Consider the following 18,811-nt stretch of genomic DNA (forward strand, 5'->3'; position numbering starts at 1 on the left):
GGGGCTGCTCCTAGTACGAGAGGACCGGAGTGGACGAACCGCTGGTGTTCGGGTTGTGATGCCAATTGCATTGCCCGGTAGCTACGTTCGGAACTGATAACCGCTGAAAGCATCTAAGCGGGAAGCAGGCCTCGAGATGAGTTCTCACTTTGACTTAGAGTCAACTGAAGGGCCGTTGAAGACTACAACGTTGATAGGCGAGATGTGGAAGTGCTGTGAGGCATTAAGCTAACTCGTACTAATTACCCGTGAGGCTTAACCATACAACGCCAAAGTGGTTTATAAGCGACAGAAGTTAATAGACTAAAGTAGACAGAAGAATTTAATCGCTTTTTCCAGATTTATATTAATGAAGGATACTTCATTAATGAACAGAATTTCCTGATGACCATAGCGTTTTGGAACCACCTGACCCCATGCCGAACTCAGAAGTGAAACAAAACAGCGTCGATGATAGTGTGGATTACCCATGTGAAAGTAGAACATCGTCAGGGCCTTATTAAAGAAACCCGTTGCAGCAATGCGACGGGTTTTTTGCTGTTTGGGGCATAGAGATTTGAGATCTAAAAATCTCGCGAGGTAAACTCGCTCCTACCATAGACTCGCTCCCACCACAGTATAAACATGTATCGTGGGAGACGGTTTACCCGCCGATTTGTGAATTCATAATATTCTCTGGGAAAGTATTTATTGATCTCAAATTATCTTACTTTTTAATGTACTGTCCCGGTGGTTTGCCAAAGACTTTTTTAAACGCATTGCTAAATGCGGCGGTAGATTCAAAACCCAAATATTCAGCTGCTTGTTGCTGAGAGTATCCATCTTTCAACAGCTCAATTGCTTTGATAGCTCTTAATTTCTGGCGCCAATCACTGAAGCCCATCATAAAACATTTGTGGAATAAGCGGTTGAGTGTGCGAGTTGATGCGCCGACTTGATCACTCCAGGCCTCCAAGCTTATTTTGCATCCTGGATTTGTATGTAGCTCGGTCACAATGGGTAAGATCCGAGCATCCTGTGCACTTGGAATAAAAAAGTGGCACGTTGTAGCTGATGTTAATCTATCAATAAAGACCGTAATAAATCGCTCTGTTTTTTCATCTAAGTGGTACTCTTCCTGCCAAGTACAGATCTCCAGTATAAATTGCTTCAGTAGTTCATCTACCGCAATTAGCTTCGCTTTATTCCCTAGCAACTCGGTGTATTTATTGTCGATATAGACACTACGAAAATCTCCACCGTAGCGACAATACGTCTCATGTGGAAGGCCCAGAGGTAGCCACAAAGCTTGGTCGGGAGGGATCACGAAAGTGCCTTCAGGAGTTACAATTGTGATGACTCCATTGCTTGTATATGCAAGCTGCCCCCACTCATGTTGGTGCCGTTGAACATGCTCCCACTCCGCTTTTTTTACCGCTCTTGGCAGGATTGGCCGGCCAAGGGTTGGCTTTAAGAAGCGCTTATATTTGGGCTGAATACGCCAAGGAGAAGTTGTCTGTTTTGATAAAGAACTTGGCATAATTATGTATATCAGAAATTAACGTGTGGCCATATTATAGCCATAACTTTTTAATAGTTGTGCTTTATGTGGAGATAATCATGAAGAATGCTTCTCAAGGATGGCAAAGTCCTTTTAATTTCTTAGTGCTCGCTACCGTAGTTATGGCCGTTACATTCGCAGGCTGGATGGCCATGCTCAATAACTTTGCGATTGAAGCCGCAAACTTCAATGGCGCTAATATGGGAATGTTGCAATCCCTGCGTGAGATCCCCGGGTTTTTAGCGTTTACAGCGGTATTTGTTTTATTGGTGTTAAAGGAGCAAACCTTCGCACTGATCAGCTTGTGTTTGCTGTCGCTTGGCGTCGCCATTACCGGCTTGTTGCCTACTATTTATGGTTTGTATGCAACTACAGTGTTAATGTCGATAGGTTTTCACTATTTCGAGACGCTGAATCAATCTCTCAGTTTACAATGGTTCAATAAAGATGAGGCACCGGCCAAACTAGGTATCTTGCTCTCTATTAAATCCATCGCTTCTCTGATCACCTATGCGGTAATATGGCTGGGTTTTAGCTACTTCTCCGCAGACTATCAGTGGATGTATCTGCTTATTGGAGGGGTTGGCTTTATCATTGCGCTATTTATGTTTATCGGCTTTCCAACCTTTGAAATGCATACTACGCAGCATAAAAAGCTCATTTTGAGAAAAGAGTACAGCCTATATTACGCCTTGATTTTCTTCTCGGGTGCGAAACGACAAATATTTATGGTGTTTGCGGGTTTCTTAATGGTGGAAAAATTTGGTTTTGATGTTGCACAGATCACCGCGCTTTATATGTTGAATCATTTGATAAACATATTTATCGCCCCCAAAATTGGTCAAATGATTGGGCATATTGGTGAGCGTAAAACACTGACAATCGAATATGTGGGACTCATTTTTGTATTTATTGGTTATGCATTGGTAGAGTCAGCAAGCTTTGCAGCAGCGCTTTATGTCATCGACCATCTGTTTTTTGCGATGGCCATTGCACTCAAAACTTATTTTCAAAAAATTGCTCGGCCAGAAGATATCGCAGCAACAGCTGGGGTTAGCTTTACTATTAACCATATTGCAGCAGTAGTGATCCCAGCAAGCTTTGGCTTAGTATGGTTATACGATCAATCCTTAGTGTTTTACTTTGGTGCTGCACTTGCGGTGTGCTCATTGGTGTTGAGTCAATTTGTGAATACAGCCAATGTGCAGGAAAAGCTGGCTAAATCCGTGTGATGCTCCAGCATCACACGAATAGTGACATTGCAGTTTAGATACTGCGACCACACCAAACAACACGCCCTGCAATGCCGTGACTGTCGGCATTATCAGCGGTGATCTCCCAGCTCGGGTAATCAGGGTTATCACTGATCACTTTGAGCTGAGAGTGCTTTTGTTGCACTCGCTTAGCCATGAGACCCTCTTCTGTTTGAATGATATAAACCGCATCTTTACTGGGTTGATTCTGTGAAAGGTCAACGAGTACCATGTCGCCGTCTAGCAACGTGGGCTGCATACTATCACCACGGATAGAGACAAAGGCGAGCTTCTCTGAATACACGCCAAGATGGGAGTTTAGCCAACGACGGTTGAGTGCAAACTGCTCGGTAACTTCTTCATGACCAATTACACTGCCCATACCTGCACTGGCCTCAATATCAAGTTTAGGTATGAGGGTAAGTTCATCTTTAAGCTGACCTTGTGGTTTATCTAAGGGTTGTTCACCGGTGAGTAACCAGTTTAGATCAACGGCAAATAGGCTATAAAGGTGCTCAAGATATATCATTGAAGGGCGACTTAAGCCGCGACAAATACGGTAAATATGGGAAGGGGATTTACCTGTTAACTGGGCAAATTGGCGCTTATTGCCGCCTGCAAATTGCTCGACTAAGGTTACAAATCGTCTTGAAAATGCCGTACTCATCTCTTAATTATTCTCTTTATAGCGCCTAAACCCGCAAGCATACTGAGCTAAGCCTTATCTGTACAGTCTCGCTGCACTAGTTGGACATTTTATAAACGAGCATAATCACGGATGAATAAATGGCGTAAAGAGGAGAAGTATTTTCTATTTTCATTAGACTAAGGTCGTAGTGAGTTACGTTGTACGAAATTTGTCCATGCTGGTAGGCTAAGAATCGCAAGTTAACATTTATTTAAACTCGGCACGACTTGCTTTAGCCGACATACAACATGGAAAAAGGTAATGAAATATACAAATTTATTAATTGCACTTCCGCTCTTGGGCGCGATGGAAGTTGCACTGGCGGTTGACTGTAGCAACTTAACACAATGGCAATCACAGCAGGTATATACAGGTGGTGATGCTGTCACCTATCAGTCAGCTAAATACACCGCGAAATGGTGGACACAAAACCAAAACCCAGCGCAAAATTCTAATACTTATGATGTCTGGCAAGCAAACGGCAGTTGTGATCCTGTAACGCCATTGCCCCAGGTTTCGGTCACCTCTCCAAGCAGTAACGCACGAGTGTTAGTGGGTTCATCAGTTAGCCTAGCGGCGGCAGTAAGCCATCCGCAAGGCACGGCAATCGACAGTGTTGAATTCTATCTCGATGGCACGCTTGTCGCCTCTGACAACAGTGCACCTTATGAGGTGATGTGGCAAGCGCAGGGACTAGGTAATCGCGCATTAACTGTCTCTGCAACTGATGTGTCTGGGGCACGAGGAGAATCGAGTGCGGTGAACTTCAGTGTCGTGTCTGACGAGGTTCCTCCTGGCGATCCTAATTTTAAAATTGTCGGCTATTTCCCAAGTTGGCAGGGAGCCGTGAGTGATATTCAGTTGGATAAACTCACCCATATCAATTACTCATTTTTACTACCCAATGCAGATGGCACACTGAGACCGCTTGAAAATTTAAGCAAAATGACAGCGCTAGTAAATTCAGCTCATGCCAACAATGTAAAAGTGGGGATTGCCATTGGTGGCTGGAACGGGGGCGACGACAGTGCATTTGAGACATTCGCTAGTTCACAGCAAGGCAGAGCCCGTTTCGTGCAAGAGGTCATTGCGTTTGTAGAGCAGCATAATCTAGATGGCGTTGATATGGATTGGGAATATCCAGATCCCGGTGCTTCAGCAAATAACTATGCATTACTGATGAAGGAACTAAGCGTTGAGTTACGCGCCAGAGGTAAATTCTTGACGGCAGCTGTGGTGGCGCTTGGCTATACCGGTGGTGGCGTGTTGGAATCTGTATTCCAAGATATCGACTTTTTAAATTTGATGGCGTACGACGCGAACAATACTGATCATGCTTCTATGCAATACGCCAAAGACTCAATAGCTTACTGGCAAGGTCGTGGGCTCAGTAAAGAAAAAACGGTATTAGGCGTACCATTTTATGCAAGACCTACTTGGAAAGCGTATCGCACCTTACTGCAGGAGAACCCTGCCAATGCCTGTCGCGATAGTGATGGTAGCAGCTACTACAATGGTATCCCGACGATCCGCGCAAAAACGCAGTACGCTAAGCTCAATGCCGGTGGCATTATGAATTGGGAGCTATCCCATGACAGTAATGGCCCTGCGTCGCTATTAACAGCGAAATGGGAAGTTGCTAATGGTGTAACACCAAGCTATCAATGTCAGTAAATTATTACTTATAACTCAGCTCGGCGGCGAGTGAGAGCTGGCCGTTGAGCATATAGAGAGTTTGACTGAGAAATAGGCTAACTACATATTTTTATAATATCTAGCCTATATATGGTGGGAAATGATTATAAACAGCGCTCCATCACGCTGCAGGTAACAGCTGGCGAACTTGGACGTTGACACCAGTAATCGTTATTAGTCGTTTCACACATAACGCCGGTTTCTGGTCCTCTACCACCGGCTGCTTGCGGTGTGAGCTTTGCGGCAAGTTGACTTTGTTGATAGTCTAATTGTTTTAGTTTTTTCTTTGCTAGGGTAAGTTTCATATTATTTTCCTTTGAAATAAGAATGTCTTAATAGACTATTTTACCCTACTGTATAGTTTACTAAATGTACAGCCCAAAGCGGTGACTACCCAGCTGCTGGGTAGTCACCTTATGTTTAAAGCGCTTTAAAACGAATAGCAACGCCGCCGCCGGCAGCCAGTTTTAATGTCAGCTTGTCGGCACTTGTTACCTTTTTGCGGTAAATATTCATTTCATACGGGTTTTGTTTCCATTCGGCTTTATTACCGTCCGCGTAGATTTGCGCTTCAAAGGTTTTACCTGACTCAAGGAAATCTAAAGTAATAGGAATTTCTCTCGCTTCCTCATCAGTTACTGCGCCCAAGAACCAATCGTTACCACTATATTGTTTATGCTTGCGCTCCTTTCTGGCAAAGACAACATAGTCACCCACTTCTCCTGCAAGTGCGATACTGTGTTCCCAGTCAGTGGGGACGTCTTTAATAAACTGAAAAGCATCTGGCTTTGCTAAGTAATTTTCTGGCAAATCGGCCGCCATTTGAATTGGACTATAAAGCACAACATAAAGCGCTAATTGTTTGGCGAGGGTGGTTTGTGGGCGGTTGGTTTTATCGCCAAGGCCGTTGAAGCCCATGTCAAAAATACCCGGAGTAAAGTCCATTGGGCCTGCTAACATGCGGGTAAAGGCAAGCATTGGCACATGCTCTGGTGGGTTTGGTGGCGTGCCCCATGCGTTGAACTCTTGCCCTCTTGCCCCTTCTCTCGCAATCCAGTTTGGATAGGTACGACGCAGGCCGGTATCTTTGATTGGTTCATGTGTATTGATACTGATCTTGTGCTTGGCCGCAAGTTTGACGTTGTCTAAGTACTCATTTGCCATAAATTGACCGTCGTGCCATTCGAATCTGGCATTGCCCTTGGCATCAATGCGTTTGATGTTGCCACCATCGGCTACGTAACCGGTTTTAACTTGGCGAACGCCTGCTTTTTCGTAGAGTGCGAAAGCCGCCTCCATTTGATTGCGATAGTTGCTGACGTTACCTGAAGTCTCGTGATGACCAATTAGGCGTGCACCTACTCTTTCTCCGTGCTTGGCTACTTCATCAATATTAAAGTCAGCATAGGCGTCGGTAAAGCTAAAGACATCACCGTTGAAGAACCAGTCGCCATCCCAGCCTATGTTCCAACCTTCAACTAATACTCCATCAAAGCCATTGTCAGCGGCAAAGCTCAAATATTCTTTAGTACGCCCTGTAGTCGCTCCATGCTTCTCGCCGCTGCCCCAGGTATTTTTGTTGATATGCATACCCCACCAAATGCCGATGTATTTACCTGGCTCAACCCAAGATACATCACCGAGCTTATTTGGTTCGTTGAGGTTTAAAATAAGGTGGGAGTTCAACAAGTCGGTGGCTTCATCGCCTATTTGTAGGGTGCGCCAAGGTGTATTGAACTTACCATTGGTTTTGACAGCAACGCCATCTGACCAAGGTGTTAGATCGGCAACAAATGTTCCTGGGCGACGTTGGTTTAAGGTCATGCCCGCATAGTCAATTAGAGCCGCTTCATGGACACTGATATGAACTCCGTCTTGATTCTTTAAGGTAAACGGGGTGTGCACATGTGGGGCATCGTGCAGTGGTGTGGTGTTGTATACATATTCATAGCGATTCCAGCCACGAGCAGGGATCCACCACGCGGTACTTTTATCACTTTGTGCAAAGGCGAACTCGGTCAATTCTCTGGTGATATTAAGCGCTTGATTTTGAGCAACCTCATAGCGAAAGCCGACACCGTCATCAAATACTTTTACACGCACAGTATATTGCGGCGATTTGTCTGTCTGCTTAGCAAAGGTGACAGCAAGCTCATTGTGCTTATCTTGGATCACTCGGGCTTCACCCCAAGGCTGTTGCCAACTGCTATCGACGCTATTACGCTGATGTGTGGTGATACTTAAGCCATCGCGCATCGATGCAGCTGTTGCGAAATCAAAACCAAGTTTAGATGGTTGAATAATGGTTTTGTCGTTAAAGCTGATTTGGTAGGACGGTTGGCTGTTATCATCACTCAAGGTAAAAGTGATTTTGCCATCTGGCGAACTCACAGCTAAAGATGCGGCAAAGCTCGTAGTCGTAAACAAGCTTAATCCGATCAGGGAAAGTGACATGGGGCGCATAGTTTTTCCTTCTTGTTGTCGGCACGAAAATTCGTGTTCTTTTGCACATAAGCTAAGCTTACTGTTGTATGCTAACGTTCACGTAAAAGTTGCATACGTATTCATGCTGTAAATGCGATGAATGTAATAATTATTCCGCTCGGTCTAGTGTAGACAAGCTAAGAAAAATAATAAGGATAGGTTGAACTGCTTATGCTAAACCTAACAATTTTTGGGCGTATTGCTGTTGTGATGGCAATGCTACAAGCCGGTCTAGTCAATGCCCTTGAAGTGCAAATAGTCGATGCTGATAAACAGCCGCTCGCGAATGCCGCGGTGTGGTTGCAAGGAGATAGCTTTGATAACAAAAGAACGATGCTAGATTATAAAATGGAGCAAAAGGATAAGGCGTTTGTGCCACATATTTTGATGGTGCAAGCTGGCACACAAGTCTCGTTTCCAAATTTAGATCCCATTCTGCACCACGTCTATTCGTTCTCTGCTGCAAAGCCATTCGAGCTTAAGTTGTATCGCGATGACCCGAAACAAGTATTATTTGATCAAACCGGTGTGGTTGAGCTTGGCTGCAATATTCACGATTGGATGTTGGGTTATATCGTGGTTGTAGATAGCCCATTATTTGCGGTAACGGATAGCAGCGGCAAAGTATCAATCGACCTAGGTGCCAAGCAAGCCAGCGCACTTAAGCTGAATGTATGGCATGAAAGATTCGAAAATATAGACAAAATAGAACAGCATCCGCTCTCTGCTGTGAACAACACTCAAGCAATTACCTATCAAATTAAGCAAACACTGGTTGCCCCACTTCAGGATTTCTCCGATGGCTTCGATGATTACTAAGCTAAGCGCCGCTCTGGCATTATTCGCGATAGGGAAAGCAGGTGCCGTTGAGATTTCTGGACAAGGACAACTGCAAACGACTTGGCAGCATGATGATAATCGTAAAGCTTGGTATCAGCCTGGGTGGGGCGTTACGCGTTTTGGGAAAGGGGAGTCAGATATTACGCTTAGCCGTGGCGCTATTGATTGGCGTGTAGATTTTGCCAGCGCTTGGTCTTTGCACGGGGTAACACAGTATGTGCCAGACCCAGGTGACAAGCTCGGCTTTACAGAACTGTATTTGCAGTATCGAACACTGCCTAAAAATGGTCGCCGCTTTATTGTTCGAGCGGGCGGCTTTTATCCGAAGTTTTCTATTGAGAACCCAGATATTGGCTGGTCATCACCCTATACATATCAGTATTCGGCCATCAACGCTTGGATAGGTGAGGAAGTGCGAGTATTTGGAGGTGAAGTCGCGATTGAGCAGCCGCAGACGCGTCGTAGCCGCGGTCAGGGATTCAAAGGTGTGTTTGGTGTTTTTAAGGGGAATGATCCGGCTGGCACTTTACTCGCATGGCGAGGTTTTACCGTGCATGATAGGCAGTCGGTGTTTAACGAAAGTCTCCCCTTTGCCGCGGTAGAGTCGTTGAACACACCGCAGCTACAACATCAAGCACAGCATGTTGAACCGTTTTCGGAAGTAGATGGCCGATTTGGTTATTATCTTGGATATCATCGCGAATTTTCAAACCGCAGTGAGATCAATGTCTATTGGTACGATAATAATGGCGATCCAAGTAAGATCAACTACCGAACTGGGCAGTATGCGTGGGACACTAAATTTATTAGTGCAGCTTGGCGTTACAAGTTAACCCCGCAGACGCATATACTTGCACAAGGCATGCTGGGTAATACCGCCATGGGAGTCAATCGCGGCGTCGATAATGACTTTAATAGTTGGTTTTTGCTACTCACACATCAGCGCGATGAGTGGCGCTTTTCCATGCGGGGGGAGCAGTTCAAAGTCATCGATAAAGATGATTGGCAGTTCGACCCAAACCAAAGTGATGGCCATGCACTGACCGCTACAGTGAAGTATCGAATTAATAGCAATTGGCTGGTGGGCGGTGAGTTTTTGAGGCTGACAACCACAGTTGCAAACCGCGAGGCTTTTAATGGTAAACCTAAGCAAAGCGATAATGTGTGGCGACTCAGCGCGGAGTATCGTTTTAATTTATAACAATAAGCGTGACGCTCAAGGTGTCACGCTTATTCATGCCATACGATGCGCTAATCCAGCAGACGATTAATGCCGTTTAATGCTGCAACGCGATAGGCTTCGGCCATTGTTGGATAGTTAAAGGTAGTATTGATAAAGTACTCGATATTATTACCCGTTCCTTTTTGTTCCATAATGGCTTGGCCGATATGGATGATCTCGGATGCACGTTCACCAAAGCAGTGAATACCTAATATCTCTTTGGTTTCTGCATGGAACAAAATTTTCAAGCTACCGACTTCAGTGCCTGTGATCTGTGCACGAGCCAAATGTTTAAACTGGGCACGGCCCACCTCATAGGGAATGCGCGCAGCGGTGAGTTCTTGCTCTGTTTTACCAACAGAGCTCATTTCTGGAATGGTGTAAATGCCGGTTGGGATATCGGTGATCAAACGATCATCACAGGCACCATGCACAATTGCATTGGCCGCAATACGCCCTTGATCGAACGCCGCACTGGCTAGGCTGGGATAGCCAATCACATCTCCTACTGCGAAAATGTTGTCCACTTCAGTTTGATAGTGTTCGTTGACTTTAAGCTGGCCACGGCTATCAGCCTTTAGGCCTACGCTTGCAAGGTTGAGTGTTTCGGTATTACCGGAGCGGCCATTGGCCCATAAAATACAGTCAGCACGTACTTTCTTGCCAGACTGTAGATGCACAATAACCCCTTTGTCATGGGTCTCTACTTTCGCAAACTCTTCGTTATGGCGAATAACAATACCATTATTCCAAAAATGGTAACTGAGTGCGTCAGAGATCTCGGCATCCATAAAGGCCAATAAGCGGTCGCGGGTGTTGATGAGGTCTACCTTTGCGCCAAGTCCTTTAAAGATTGAGGCATATTCACAGCCTATGACCCCCGCGCCGTATATCAATACGCGCTGAGGATTATGCTCAAGGCTTAAAATAGTGTCGCTGTCGTAGACTCGAGGGTGGTTAAAATCAACGCCTGGTGGGCGGTATGGACGCGAGCCTGTGGCTATTACAATGGTTTTAGCGGTGAGTAGCTCTTGTGAACCATCTTGGTGAATGACTTGTACTGTATGCGCGTCAACAAAGCTGGCATCGCCTTGAAATAAGTGAATGCGGTTACGACCATAAAAGCTAGAACGCAATGTTGACTGTTTTGAGATCACATCACTGGCATGGTGCAAAATATCTTGAAAGGTATGGCGCTGCGGGCGCTCAGTAAAACGGTAAAGTGGATTCGCTTTATACTCAATTAAACGACTGACAGAATGGCGAAGCGCTTTTGAGGGAATGGTGCCCCAGTGAACGCAGCCACCGCCAACCGCATGCTGGCGTTCGATAACCGCGACTTTTTTACCACTTTTAGAGAGGTTCATGGCGGCGCCTTCGCCGCCAGGTCCGGTGCCTATAATAATGGCATCGTATTGATAGGATTGTGGAACAGTTTCGGTTTTTTCTGCAGCTTTTTTGCTCACGGCCTCACCCCTTTAGTTATTGAGGCCGCTGAACATTATGCCGTTTTCAGTAGCCTCGAATTTAGTGCAATCCAAGCTTGTTTTTGGCTTTCCCAAGCTTGTTCTAGCTCTTTATATTGTTGCATCAGTGCGGAATGTTCGCACTGTGCAAGTACTGCCTCTTTCTTCGCTTCGAGTACCTGCTTTTGTACAGTACAGTAGTTTTGAAGCTTTTTAAGAAGTAAATCATACTCTTGTTGTAACAATGTAAGCTTATCTTGCGCCAAAGGCAATTTTGCGAGACTGACTTTAGTCTTATTCAACAAGGTCTCCGCTTTGGCTTTTTCAATGCGCTCAACCGGAGTGCGTTTTAGCTTACTGGCAAGGCCCAGTGCTGCAAAAGTGCGGATCAGCCATTTAGTTGGGTCATAGTGATACCAGCGAATACCATTACGGTAGTCGCTGGCAAAAATATGATGAAAGTTATGGTAGCCTTCACCGTAAGTGAATAGAGCTAGCAAACCATTGTCTCGCGCGGTATTTTTTTCGGTGTAAGGACGACTACCCCAAATGTGCGCCAGTGAATTGATAAAGAAAGTAAAATGTTGACTGAGTACGAGTCTGAGCACGCCTGCAAGTAACAACATGCCAAACACATTACCGAGTAATAAACCTAGCACTAACGGGATGCCGATATTCGTAAGTAGCACCAACTTCATATAATGTTTATGTTGCCACATCACGATAGGGTTACGTTGTAAGTCTCTGGCGTTATTATAATCACCGTAAGTCTCGCCTTGATAATCTCTCAGCATCCAACCGATATGGCTATACCAGAAGCCTCGTGTTGCAGCGTACGGATCTTTTACTGGGTCGTCGACTTGGCCGTGGTGCACACGGTGATCGCTACTCCAATGTAATATACTGTTTTGTAACGCGAATGCGCCACCCAACGCAAAAATAACTTGAATCATAGGATGGGCGTCATAGGCTTTATGCGCCCATAAGCGGTGATACCCAGCGGTGATCGACAGACCGGCGTAAAACATACAGGCAACAAAAGCTACCCAGTGGCTGGTGGTATAGCCGTATTCAAAGCCATACCAAGGCACCAAAGTGACCGCAGCTAAAAACGATAAGCTAAAGAACAGTACATTGGTCCATAAAATGGGTGGTTTTTTCATCAATTAATCTCAAAATCTAATTTCAGCGTACAACTGTACGCTAAAATAGTATTTCATTCTTGCTGCGTCAAGGTTTAGACTGCGGTTTATTGTTCTTATTTTTCGAAGCGAATTGGGGAAAGTCCATGGCTGGTGTACGCGCCCAACAAAAACAGAAAACCCGTCAAGCGCTTATCGAAGCGGCATTTAATCAACTAAGTGCTGAGCATAGTTTCTCGAATTTAAGCCTACGTGAAGTCGCAAGAGAGGCGGGTATCGCACCTACTTCTTTTTATCGACATTTTAAGGATATGAACGAGCTCGGGCTGACTATGGTAGATGAAGCGGGTTTAACCTTGCGACAATTAATGCGCCAAGCAAGACGTCGCATCGCTAAAGGTGGTAGCGTGATCAATACTTCTGTGCACACCTTCATGGAATTTATTGAGCAGTCGAGCAACCAGTTTCGTTTATTACTGCGTGAACGTTCGGGTACGTCACCTGCGTTTCGTGCCGCCGTGGCTAGAGAAATCAAACATTTTATCTTAGAGCTTGCTCATTACCTTGAAACAGAAACGGGAGTAGATACCCATCACGCCCACATGCAAGCTGAAGCAATGGTCACCTTAGTATTTAGCTCTGGTGCTGAGGCTTTGGATCAAGACCCCCCACAACGCGCTGAACTGACCGAGCGTTTGAAGTGGCAGTTGCGGTATATCGCAAAAGGTGCCTCTGGTTATGCAAAACATCCAGAACCAATAAAAAAATAGCCTAAATTGGCTATTTTTTTATTGGTAATTAAAATTCAAAAATACCCTGCTCACTTCATATCCTATCTGTGTTCACTTCTGATCTTGAAATGTATTTTCTAAATTTGGCGTTATTGTGATTTTATTTGCCAATAAATCGAGATTTAAACTCTGTTTTTGGGATAATTTATGCTTGATTGTCGCTTTTAAAGCATGTTAAAACATAACCAATTCATCAACAGGAACACTTAGCTCAATGAAAATGACTGTGCGTATTTCACTCTTTCTTAACCTCCTACTGGTAAACCAGAGGGGTGGGGTGTAATTGCGCGAATTGAGCGACATTTACTGTAGACACCCCGCACTTGCGGGGTTTTTTTTGGCTGAGGATAAGGGTATGCAAGATAAAGTCTGGATTTTCGATACAACATTAAGGGACGGTGAGCAGGCGTTAAAAGCCAGCTTAACAGAAGAAGATAAAATACAACTGGCGCATACCATTAGTCGTCTCAATGTGGATGTCATGGAAGTGGGTTTTCCAGTATCAAGTCCGGCTGATTTTCGTGCGGTACAACGCATTGCTGCCGAGGTAAAAGGTCCAGCAATTTGTGGCCTTGCGCGTGCGGTTGGTAAAGATATCGACGCGTGTGGCGAAGCCCTTAAAGGTGCTGAGCAGCGTCGCATTCACACTTTTATTGCAACCAGTCCTCTGCACCTAGAACATAAGTTAAGAATGAGTCTAGATGATGCGACTAACATGGCGATTAAGGCCATTTCTCAAGCCAGAAAGTACACTGATGATGTTGAGTTTTCGTGTGAAGATGCCGGCCGTACGCCACACGCTGATCTGTGTCGTATTGTTGAAGCAGCGATTAATGCCGGTGCATCCACGATTAACTTGCCTGATACCGTAGGTTACGTCACACCAGACGAGTATGCAGCGATGATTTACCATATTCGTAATAATGTGCCTAACATCGACAAAGCCAGACTAAGCGTCCATTGTCACAACGATTTAGGACTTGCGGTGGCAAACTCAATCGCGGCGGTACAAGCCGGTGCAAGACAAATCGAATGTACCATCAATGGTATTGGTGAGCGTGCAGGTAACTGCTCACTAGAGGAAGTGGCGATGATCATGAAGATGCGCCAAGACCACCTAAAAGTGCACACCGATATTCGTAGCGAAGAGATTTATCGCGCGTCGCGCCAAGTTGCTAAAATCTGCAATATGCCGGTGCAGCCAAACAAGGCAATTGTGGGTGAAAATGCCTTTGCACATAGCTCAGGTATTCACCAAGACGGTGTATTAAAAGCACAAAACACCTATGAAATCATGGCACCAGAAACCGTTGGCGTACCGAGTAACCAGTTAAATATGACTTCACGCTCTGGCCGACATGTTATTGAGCATCGTCTTACCGAGCTTGGCTATCAGAAATCGGATTACGATATGGATAGCCTGTATGAAAGCTTCTTGGCGTTAGCCGATCAAAAGGGCACGGTTTACGACTATGACCTTGAAGCGATGATTTATTTCAACCAAATCAAAGATAAAGACGAGCGCTACCAATTACAGTTCGTCAATGCATCTTCTAACTCTCAATCTATCGCGAGCGCGACAGTAGGAATTGCCTTGAATGGTGAGCTTAAGCAAGAAGCGGCAACCGGTAACGGTCCTGTAGAAGCGGCATTTGTAGCCATTGAACGTATCACTGGCATGGCGGTGGAAGTGGTGGAATATAACCTTGATGCGACGGGTAAAGGGGCAAGTTCACTGGGCCAAGTCGATATTATTGCCAAGTTTGATGGTAAGCAATATCACGGTGTGGGACTTGCAGCCGACATTGTTGAAGCGTCAGTGAGAGCCATGATCCGAGTATATAACCTAATTGATAGAGCACAAAAAGTGTCTAGCCTAAAACAACAAAGGAAAGCAGGATGAGTCAAACAAACTACAAAATCGCAGTACTAGCTGGAGATGGAATTGGTCCAGAAGTGATGCAAGCCGCTGAGCTGGTATTAGATAAAGTGGCGACTAAGTTCAACTTTGTTTTAGAAAAATCACCACAAGCGATTGGTGGTGCGGCCATAGACCAATTTGGCGAAGCCTTACCCGCGGCGACATTGGCCGCATGTGAAGCCGCTGATGCGATTCTGTTTGGCTCTGTGGGTGGGCCTAAGTGGGAGCACTTACCGCCAAATGAGCAACCAGAACGGGCATCCTTATTACCGCTTAGAAAGCACTTTCAGCTATTTTGTAATCTGCGTCCTGCGCAGCTATTACCCGCATTGAGCGCTGCCTCTCCGCTACGCAGTGACATTAGCCAGCAAGGTTTTGATATTTTATGCGTCCGTGAGCTTACAGGCGGGATTTATTTTGGCGAAAAAGGTCGCCAAGGTGAGGGCGAAAGCGAGTCAGCGTTTGATACGCAAACCTATTCGCGCAAAGAAATCGAACGCATCGCCCGTTTTGCTTTTGATGCAGCGAGACTTAGAAGCAATCATGTGACGTCTGTAGACAAAGCCAACGTGCTGGCAACCAGTGTACTGTGGCGTGAAGTGGTCAATGAAGTCGCGAAAGAATACCCAGATGTGGCGCTTGATCATATTTATATCGACAACGCTGCGATGCAGTTGGTAAAGCAACCAAGCCAGTTTGATGTGCTACTGTGCGACAACCTGTTCGGTGACATCCTTTCTGATGAATGTGCAATGATCACGGGTTCCATGGGGTTATTACCATCGGCAAGTCTAAATCAATCGGGCTTTGGCTTATATGAGCCAGCAGGCGGCTCAGCACCAGATATCGCCGGGAAAGGGGTGGCAAACCCAATCGCACAAATTTTAAGTGCCGCGCTGATGCTACGTTATTCATTGGGGCAAGACGAAGCGGCACGCGCAATTGAAAAGGCAGTAGCAGAGGCGGTGAAATATGGTGTAGGTACACCGGATATCTATCCTCAAGCAGGGTTTACTACTATGGATGTCGCGCAAGCGATCGTCGACAGGGTTTAATAAAGGTAAGAGCAAGTGGCAAAAACATTATACGATAAAATTTGGCAATCCCATGTGGTTGCTAAATTAAATGAGCAAACCGATCTCTTGTACATTGACCGTCATCTAGTACACGAAGTCACTTCACCGCAGGCATTTGCGGGATTAAGAGAGCAGAACCGTCCGGTAAGATGTCCAGAAAAAACCTTTGCGACAATGGATCATAATGTCTCGACCAAGAGCCGTTCGATTGATGCTGCCAGTGAGGTGAGCAAAAACCAGCTACAGGCGTTGGCACAAAACTGTGAAGAGTTCGGCATTGTACTTTACGATTTAAATTCGATTAACCAAGGCATAGTGCACGTAATGGGACCTGAGCAAGGGATCACTTTGCCGGGTACAACGATTGTATGTGGCGATAGCCATACCTCAACGCATGGTGCATTTGGTGCGCTGGCTCACGGTATTGGTACATCAGAGGTTGAACATGTGCTGGCCACGCAAACATTACAGCAGAAAAAAGCCAAATCGTTAAAAATTCAAGTGAATGGCGTCTTGCGTCCGACCGTGACTGCAAAAGACTTGATCCTCGCTGTGATTGGGCAATTAGGCACAGCTGGTGGCACTGGCTATGTGGCTGAGTTTTGTGGGACGGGGATCGAAGCGCTGTCGATGGAAGCGCGGATGACGCTGTGTAATATGAGTATTGAAATGGGGGCGAAAGCTGGCTTGATCGCACCTGACGAGAAAACCTTTGCGTATTTACGTGGTCGCCCATTTGCACCTCAAGGCGAAGACTTTGATGCTGCGGTGCACTACTGGAAAACCTTGCATAGCGACCCGGATGCTGAATTTGATCGTGTCGTGGAGCTGGATGCTGACAGTGTACAACCTCAAGTAACGTGGGGGACAAGTCCAGAGCAAGTCATTGGTATTAATGACTTAGTACCGAACCCTGACGATGAACCTAATTTAGTCAAAGCGGATGCGATGCGCAGCGCGTTGAAATATATGGGCCTCACAGCAGGACAAAGGCTAAGCGATGCCAAAGTCGACACCGTATTTATTGGCTCTTGCACCAATAGCCGTATTGAAGATTTGCGTGCGGCGGCACAACTGGTGGTGGGTAAGCACGTAGCGGCAGGCGTTGAAGCGCTAATCGTCCCAGGATCTGGATTAGTAAAGCAGCAAGCCGAACAAGAGGGCTTAGCCGATATTTTCAAAGCTGCGGGATTTGAGTGGCGAGAACCGGGCTGCTCTATGTGCTTGGCGATGAACGATGATCGGCTTGGCGCAGAAAAACGCTGTGCATCGACCTCAAACCGTAACTTTGAAGGGCGTCAAGGGCGAGGCGGTCGTACGCATTTGGTGAGTCCAGCAATGGCTGCCGCAGCGGCAATTGCAGGTCACTTTACTGATATTCGAGGAGAGGCGTCATGAGCGTGTTTCATCAGGGCCTAGTTGCGCCATTAGACAAAAACAATGTTGATACAGACCAAATTATTCCCAAGCAGTTTTTAACTTCAACCAGCCGCGACGGGTTTGATAAAGCGCTGTTTTATGATTGGCGCTATCTTGACGATGGCCAGCCAGATCCGAATTTTGTACTTAACTATCGACAATATCGGGGCGCGTCAATCTTGTTAACGCGTGACAACTTTGGTTGTGGCTCGTCTCGTGAGCATGCTCCTTGGGCACTAAAACAATATGGTTTTACCGTGATCTTAGCCGAGAGCTTTGCCGATATCTTTTTTAACAATTGTGGTAATAACCAAATGCTTTGCATTGCGTTACCAGCCAGCACGTTAGATACGCTCTTCGATGCATGTGAGCAACAATCACAAGTGCATTTGAGTATTGACCTAGAAGCGCAGCAGATAAGCGGAGCGGGTATTGCACCAATTGACTTTGAGGTGCGAGAAGACATCAAAGCACGCCTCTTGAGTGGCCTTGACTTTATCGGTGAGACCGAATTATTAAATGCCCAAATTGATGCCTTTGAGCAGCAGCTTGCTACGACAAGACCTTGGCAATAATAGCTGTTTACTCAATTTGGTCGAATAATTTTGCCACAAAGCCAGAAGCTGATTAAGCTCTGGCTTTATTTGTTTTAGGTGTCTCCAATGAAAAAATTAACTTTAGCGCTACTCGCAACCTTGAGCTGCGCAGCCTTCGCGCGTCCTGCCCCGCTGGTTTCCATCCCAAGCCATGATGCATTTTTTGACGCTATTAAAGCGCATTGTGGTAAAGCCTACGAAGGTAAAGTAACGGTGGATAATCAAGGTCCAAGCAGCTTTAGCGATGCGCGTCTTGTGATGCACGTTCGTAAATGTGGCGACGCTGAGCTTCAAGTCCCATTTCATGTAGGAAAAGATGCTTCAAGAACTTGGATCATCACCAAAACAGGGAGTGGTTTGAGCTTAAAGCACGATCACCGCCATGAAGATGGCAGTGACGATGTTTCTACTATGTATGGGGGTCATACCCTAGATGCGGGATTTAATACCGTGCAGTCGTTCCCTGCTGATGAATACTCAAAACAGTTATTTGTCCAACAAGGGATCCCACAATCAATTGGAAATACATGGCAGATGTATATCTATCCAGAGCAGTTTACCTATCGTTTAGTGCGTGAAGGGCGAGAGTTCCGAGTGGACTTTGATTTAACAAAACCGATAACCGCACCAAAAGCGCCCTGGGGATATAATACCAATTGAATTAATTCTCTAATCAAT

16 protein-coding genes and 2 rRNA genes are annotated in these 18,811 nt (G+C 45.7%); 12 read left to right on the top strand and 6 right to left on the bottom strand.

The genetic code is table 11. The annotated features are described in order from the left end of the window. Together DS891_RS22890 and rrf are read left to right on the top strand one after the other, a co-directional pair. Nucleotides 1–263, top strand: a 23S ribosomal RNA gene (locus tag DS891_RS22890); the annotation flags it as partial. 117 nt (nucleotides 264–380) lie between these two features. Then, a 5S ribosomal RNA gene (gene rrf, locus DS891_RS22895) occupies nucleotides 381–494 on the top strand. Nucleotides 495–706: 212 nt separating this feature from the next. Here the strand turns inward: rrf and DS891_RS22900 are convergent. Beyond that, nucleotides 707–1,519 (bottom strand): helix-turn-helix domain-containing protein, encoded by an 813-nt coding sequence (locus DS891_RS22900; protein ID WP_174171022.1) that lies wholly within the window; start codon nucleotides 1,517–1,519, stop codon nucleotides 707–709. 80 nt (nucleotides 1,520–1,599) lie between these two features. Between DS891_RS22900 and DS891_RS22905 the strand changes: the two genes are divergently transcribed. Then, entirely contained in the window at nucleotides 1,600–2,772 is a 1,173-nt protein-coding gene (locus tag DS891_RS22905; RefSeq protein WP_174171023.1) for an MFS transporter, read from the top strand. 34 nt (nucleotides 2,773–2,806) lie between these two features. Here the strand turns inward: DS891_RS22905 and DS891_RS22910 are convergent, their stop codons facing one another. After that, the gene (locus DS891_RS22910) at nucleotides 2,807–3,460 is read right to left on the bottom strand and encodes a S24 family peptidase (RefSeq protein WP_010604302.1); all 654 of its coding nucleotides are present in this window, start codon (nucleotides 3,458–3,460) and stop codon (nucleotides 2,807–2,809) included. Between the two features lie 282 nt (nucleotides 3,461–3,742). On the opposite strand from DS891_RS22910, the gene DS891_RS22915 reads away from it, so the two are divergent. Further along, nucleotides 3,743–5,155 (top strand): glycosyl hydrolase family 18 protein, encoded by a 1,413-nt coding sequence (locus tag DS891_RS22915; RefSeq protein ID WP_174171024.1) that lies wholly within the window; start codon nucleotides 3,743–3,745, stop codon nucleotides 5,153–5,155. Between the two features lie 125 nt (nucleotides 5,156–5,280). On the opposite strand, the gene DS891_RS22920 is transcribed toward DS891_RS22915, so the two are convergent. Further along, nucleotides 5,281–5,481 carry a hypothetical protein gene (locus DS891_RS22920; protein WP_010604304.1) on the bottom strand — a complete coding sequence of 67 codons (201 nt, stop codon included), beginning with the start codon at nucleotides 5,479–5,481 and terminating at the stop codon, nucleotides 5,281–5,283. 115 nt (nucleotides 5,482–5,596) lie between these two features. Then, on the bottom strand, nucleotides 5,597–7,630 hold the full coding sequence (locus DS891_RS22925; RefSeq protein WP_174171044.1) for a glycoside hydrolase family 97 protein: 2,034 nt from the start codon (nucleotides 7,628–7,630) through the stop codon (nucleotides 5,597–5,599). 201 nt (nucleotides 7,631–7,831) lie between these two features. On the opposite strand from DS891_RS22925, the gene DS891_RS22930 reads away from it, so the two are divergent. Both DS891_RS22930 and DS891_RS22935 read left to right on the top strand, forming a co-directional pair. Continuing rightward, complete coding sequence (locus DS891_RS22930; RefSeq protein WP_174171025.1) at nucleotides 7,832–8,479, top strand: methylamine utilization protein; 648 nt, start codon at nucleotides 7,832–7,834, stop codon at nucleotides 8,477–8,479. Next, a complete protein-coding gene (locus tag DS891_RS22935; RefSeq protein ID WP_174171026.1) occupies nucleotides 8,460–9,701 on the top strand; it encodes a hypothetical protein in 1,242 nt (413 codons plus the stop codon). Before DS891_RS22930 ends, DS891_RS22935 begins: the two co-directional genes overlap by 20 nt. Before the next feature lie 50 nt (nucleotides 9,702–9,751). Here DS891_RS22935 and sthA read toward each other — a convergent pair whose 3' ends face one another. Continuing rightward, complete coding sequence (sthA, locus tag DS891_RS22940) at nucleotides 9,752–11,188, bottom strand: Si-specific NAD(P)(+) transhydrogenase (protein ID WP_102055852.1); 1,437 nt, start codon at nucleotides 11,186–11,188, stop codon at nucleotides 9,752–9,754. A gap of 35 nt (nucleotides 11,189–11,223) precedes the next feature. Further along, a complete protein-coding gene (locus DS891_RS22945; protein ID WP_174171027.1) occupies nucleotides 11,224–12,351 on the bottom strand; it encodes a fatty acid desaturase in 1,128 nt (375 codons plus the stop codon). Nucleotides 12,352–12,476: 125 nt separating this feature from the next. On the opposite strand from DS891_RS22945, the gene fabR reads away from it, so the two are divergent. The 6 genes from fabR (at nucleotide 12,477) to DS891_RS22975 (ending at nucleotide 18,793) form a co-directional block, all read left to right on the top strand. Next, complete coding sequence (fabR, locus tag DS891_RS22950) at nucleotides 12,477–13,100, top strand: HTH-type transcriptional repressor FabR (RefSeq protein WP_010374371.1); 624 nt, start codon at nucleotides 12,477–12,479, stop codon at nucleotides 13,098–13,100. A gap of 376 nt (nucleotides 13,101–13,476) precedes the next feature. After that, nucleotides 13,477–15,024 carry a 2-isopropylmalate synthase gene (leuA, locus tag DS891_RS22955; protein WP_174171028.1) on the top strand — a complete coding sequence of 516 codons (1,548 nt, stop codon included), beginning with the start codon at nucleotides 13,477–13,479 and terminating at the stop codon, nucleotides 15,022–15,024. Then, entirely contained in the window at nucleotides 15,021–16,097 is a 1,077-nt protein-coding gene (gene leuB, locus DS891_RS22960; RefSeq protein ID WP_174171029.1) for a 3-isopropylmalate dehydrogenase, read from the top strand. The genes leuA and leuB overlap by 4 nt, the downstream gene beginning before the upstream one ends. 15 nt (nucleotides 16,098–16,112) lie before the next feature. Continuing rightward, entirely contained in the window at nucleotides 16,113–17,516 is a 1,404-nt protein-coding gene (gene leuC / locus DS891_RS22965; protein ID WP_174171030.1) for a 3-isopropylmalate dehydratase large subunit, read from the top strand. Beyond that, nucleotides 17,513–18,112, top strand: coding sequence for a 3-isopropylmalate dehydratase small subunit (gene leuD, locus DS891_RS22970; RefSeq protein WP_010604312.1), 600 nt, complete (start codon nucleotides 17,513–17,515; stop codon nucleotides 18,110–18,112). The genes leuC and leuD overlap by 4 nt, the downstream gene beginning before the upstream one ends. A gap of 87 nt (nucleotides 18,113–18,199) precedes the next feature. Next, the gene (locus tag DS891_RS22975) at nucleotides 18,200–18,793 is read left to right on the top strand and encodes a hypothetical protein (RefSeq protein ID WP_174171031.1); all 594 of its coding nucleotides are present in this window, start codon (nucleotides 18,200–18,202) and stop codon (nucleotides 18,791–18,793) included. Nucleotides 18,794–18,811: the final 18 nt, after the last annotated feature.

The organism is Pseudoalteromonas sp. JC28, from assembly GCF_013319255.1.
Taxonomy (GTDB): Bacteria; Pseudomonadota; Gammaproteobacteria; order Enterobacterales; family Alteromonadaceae; genus Pseudoalteromonas.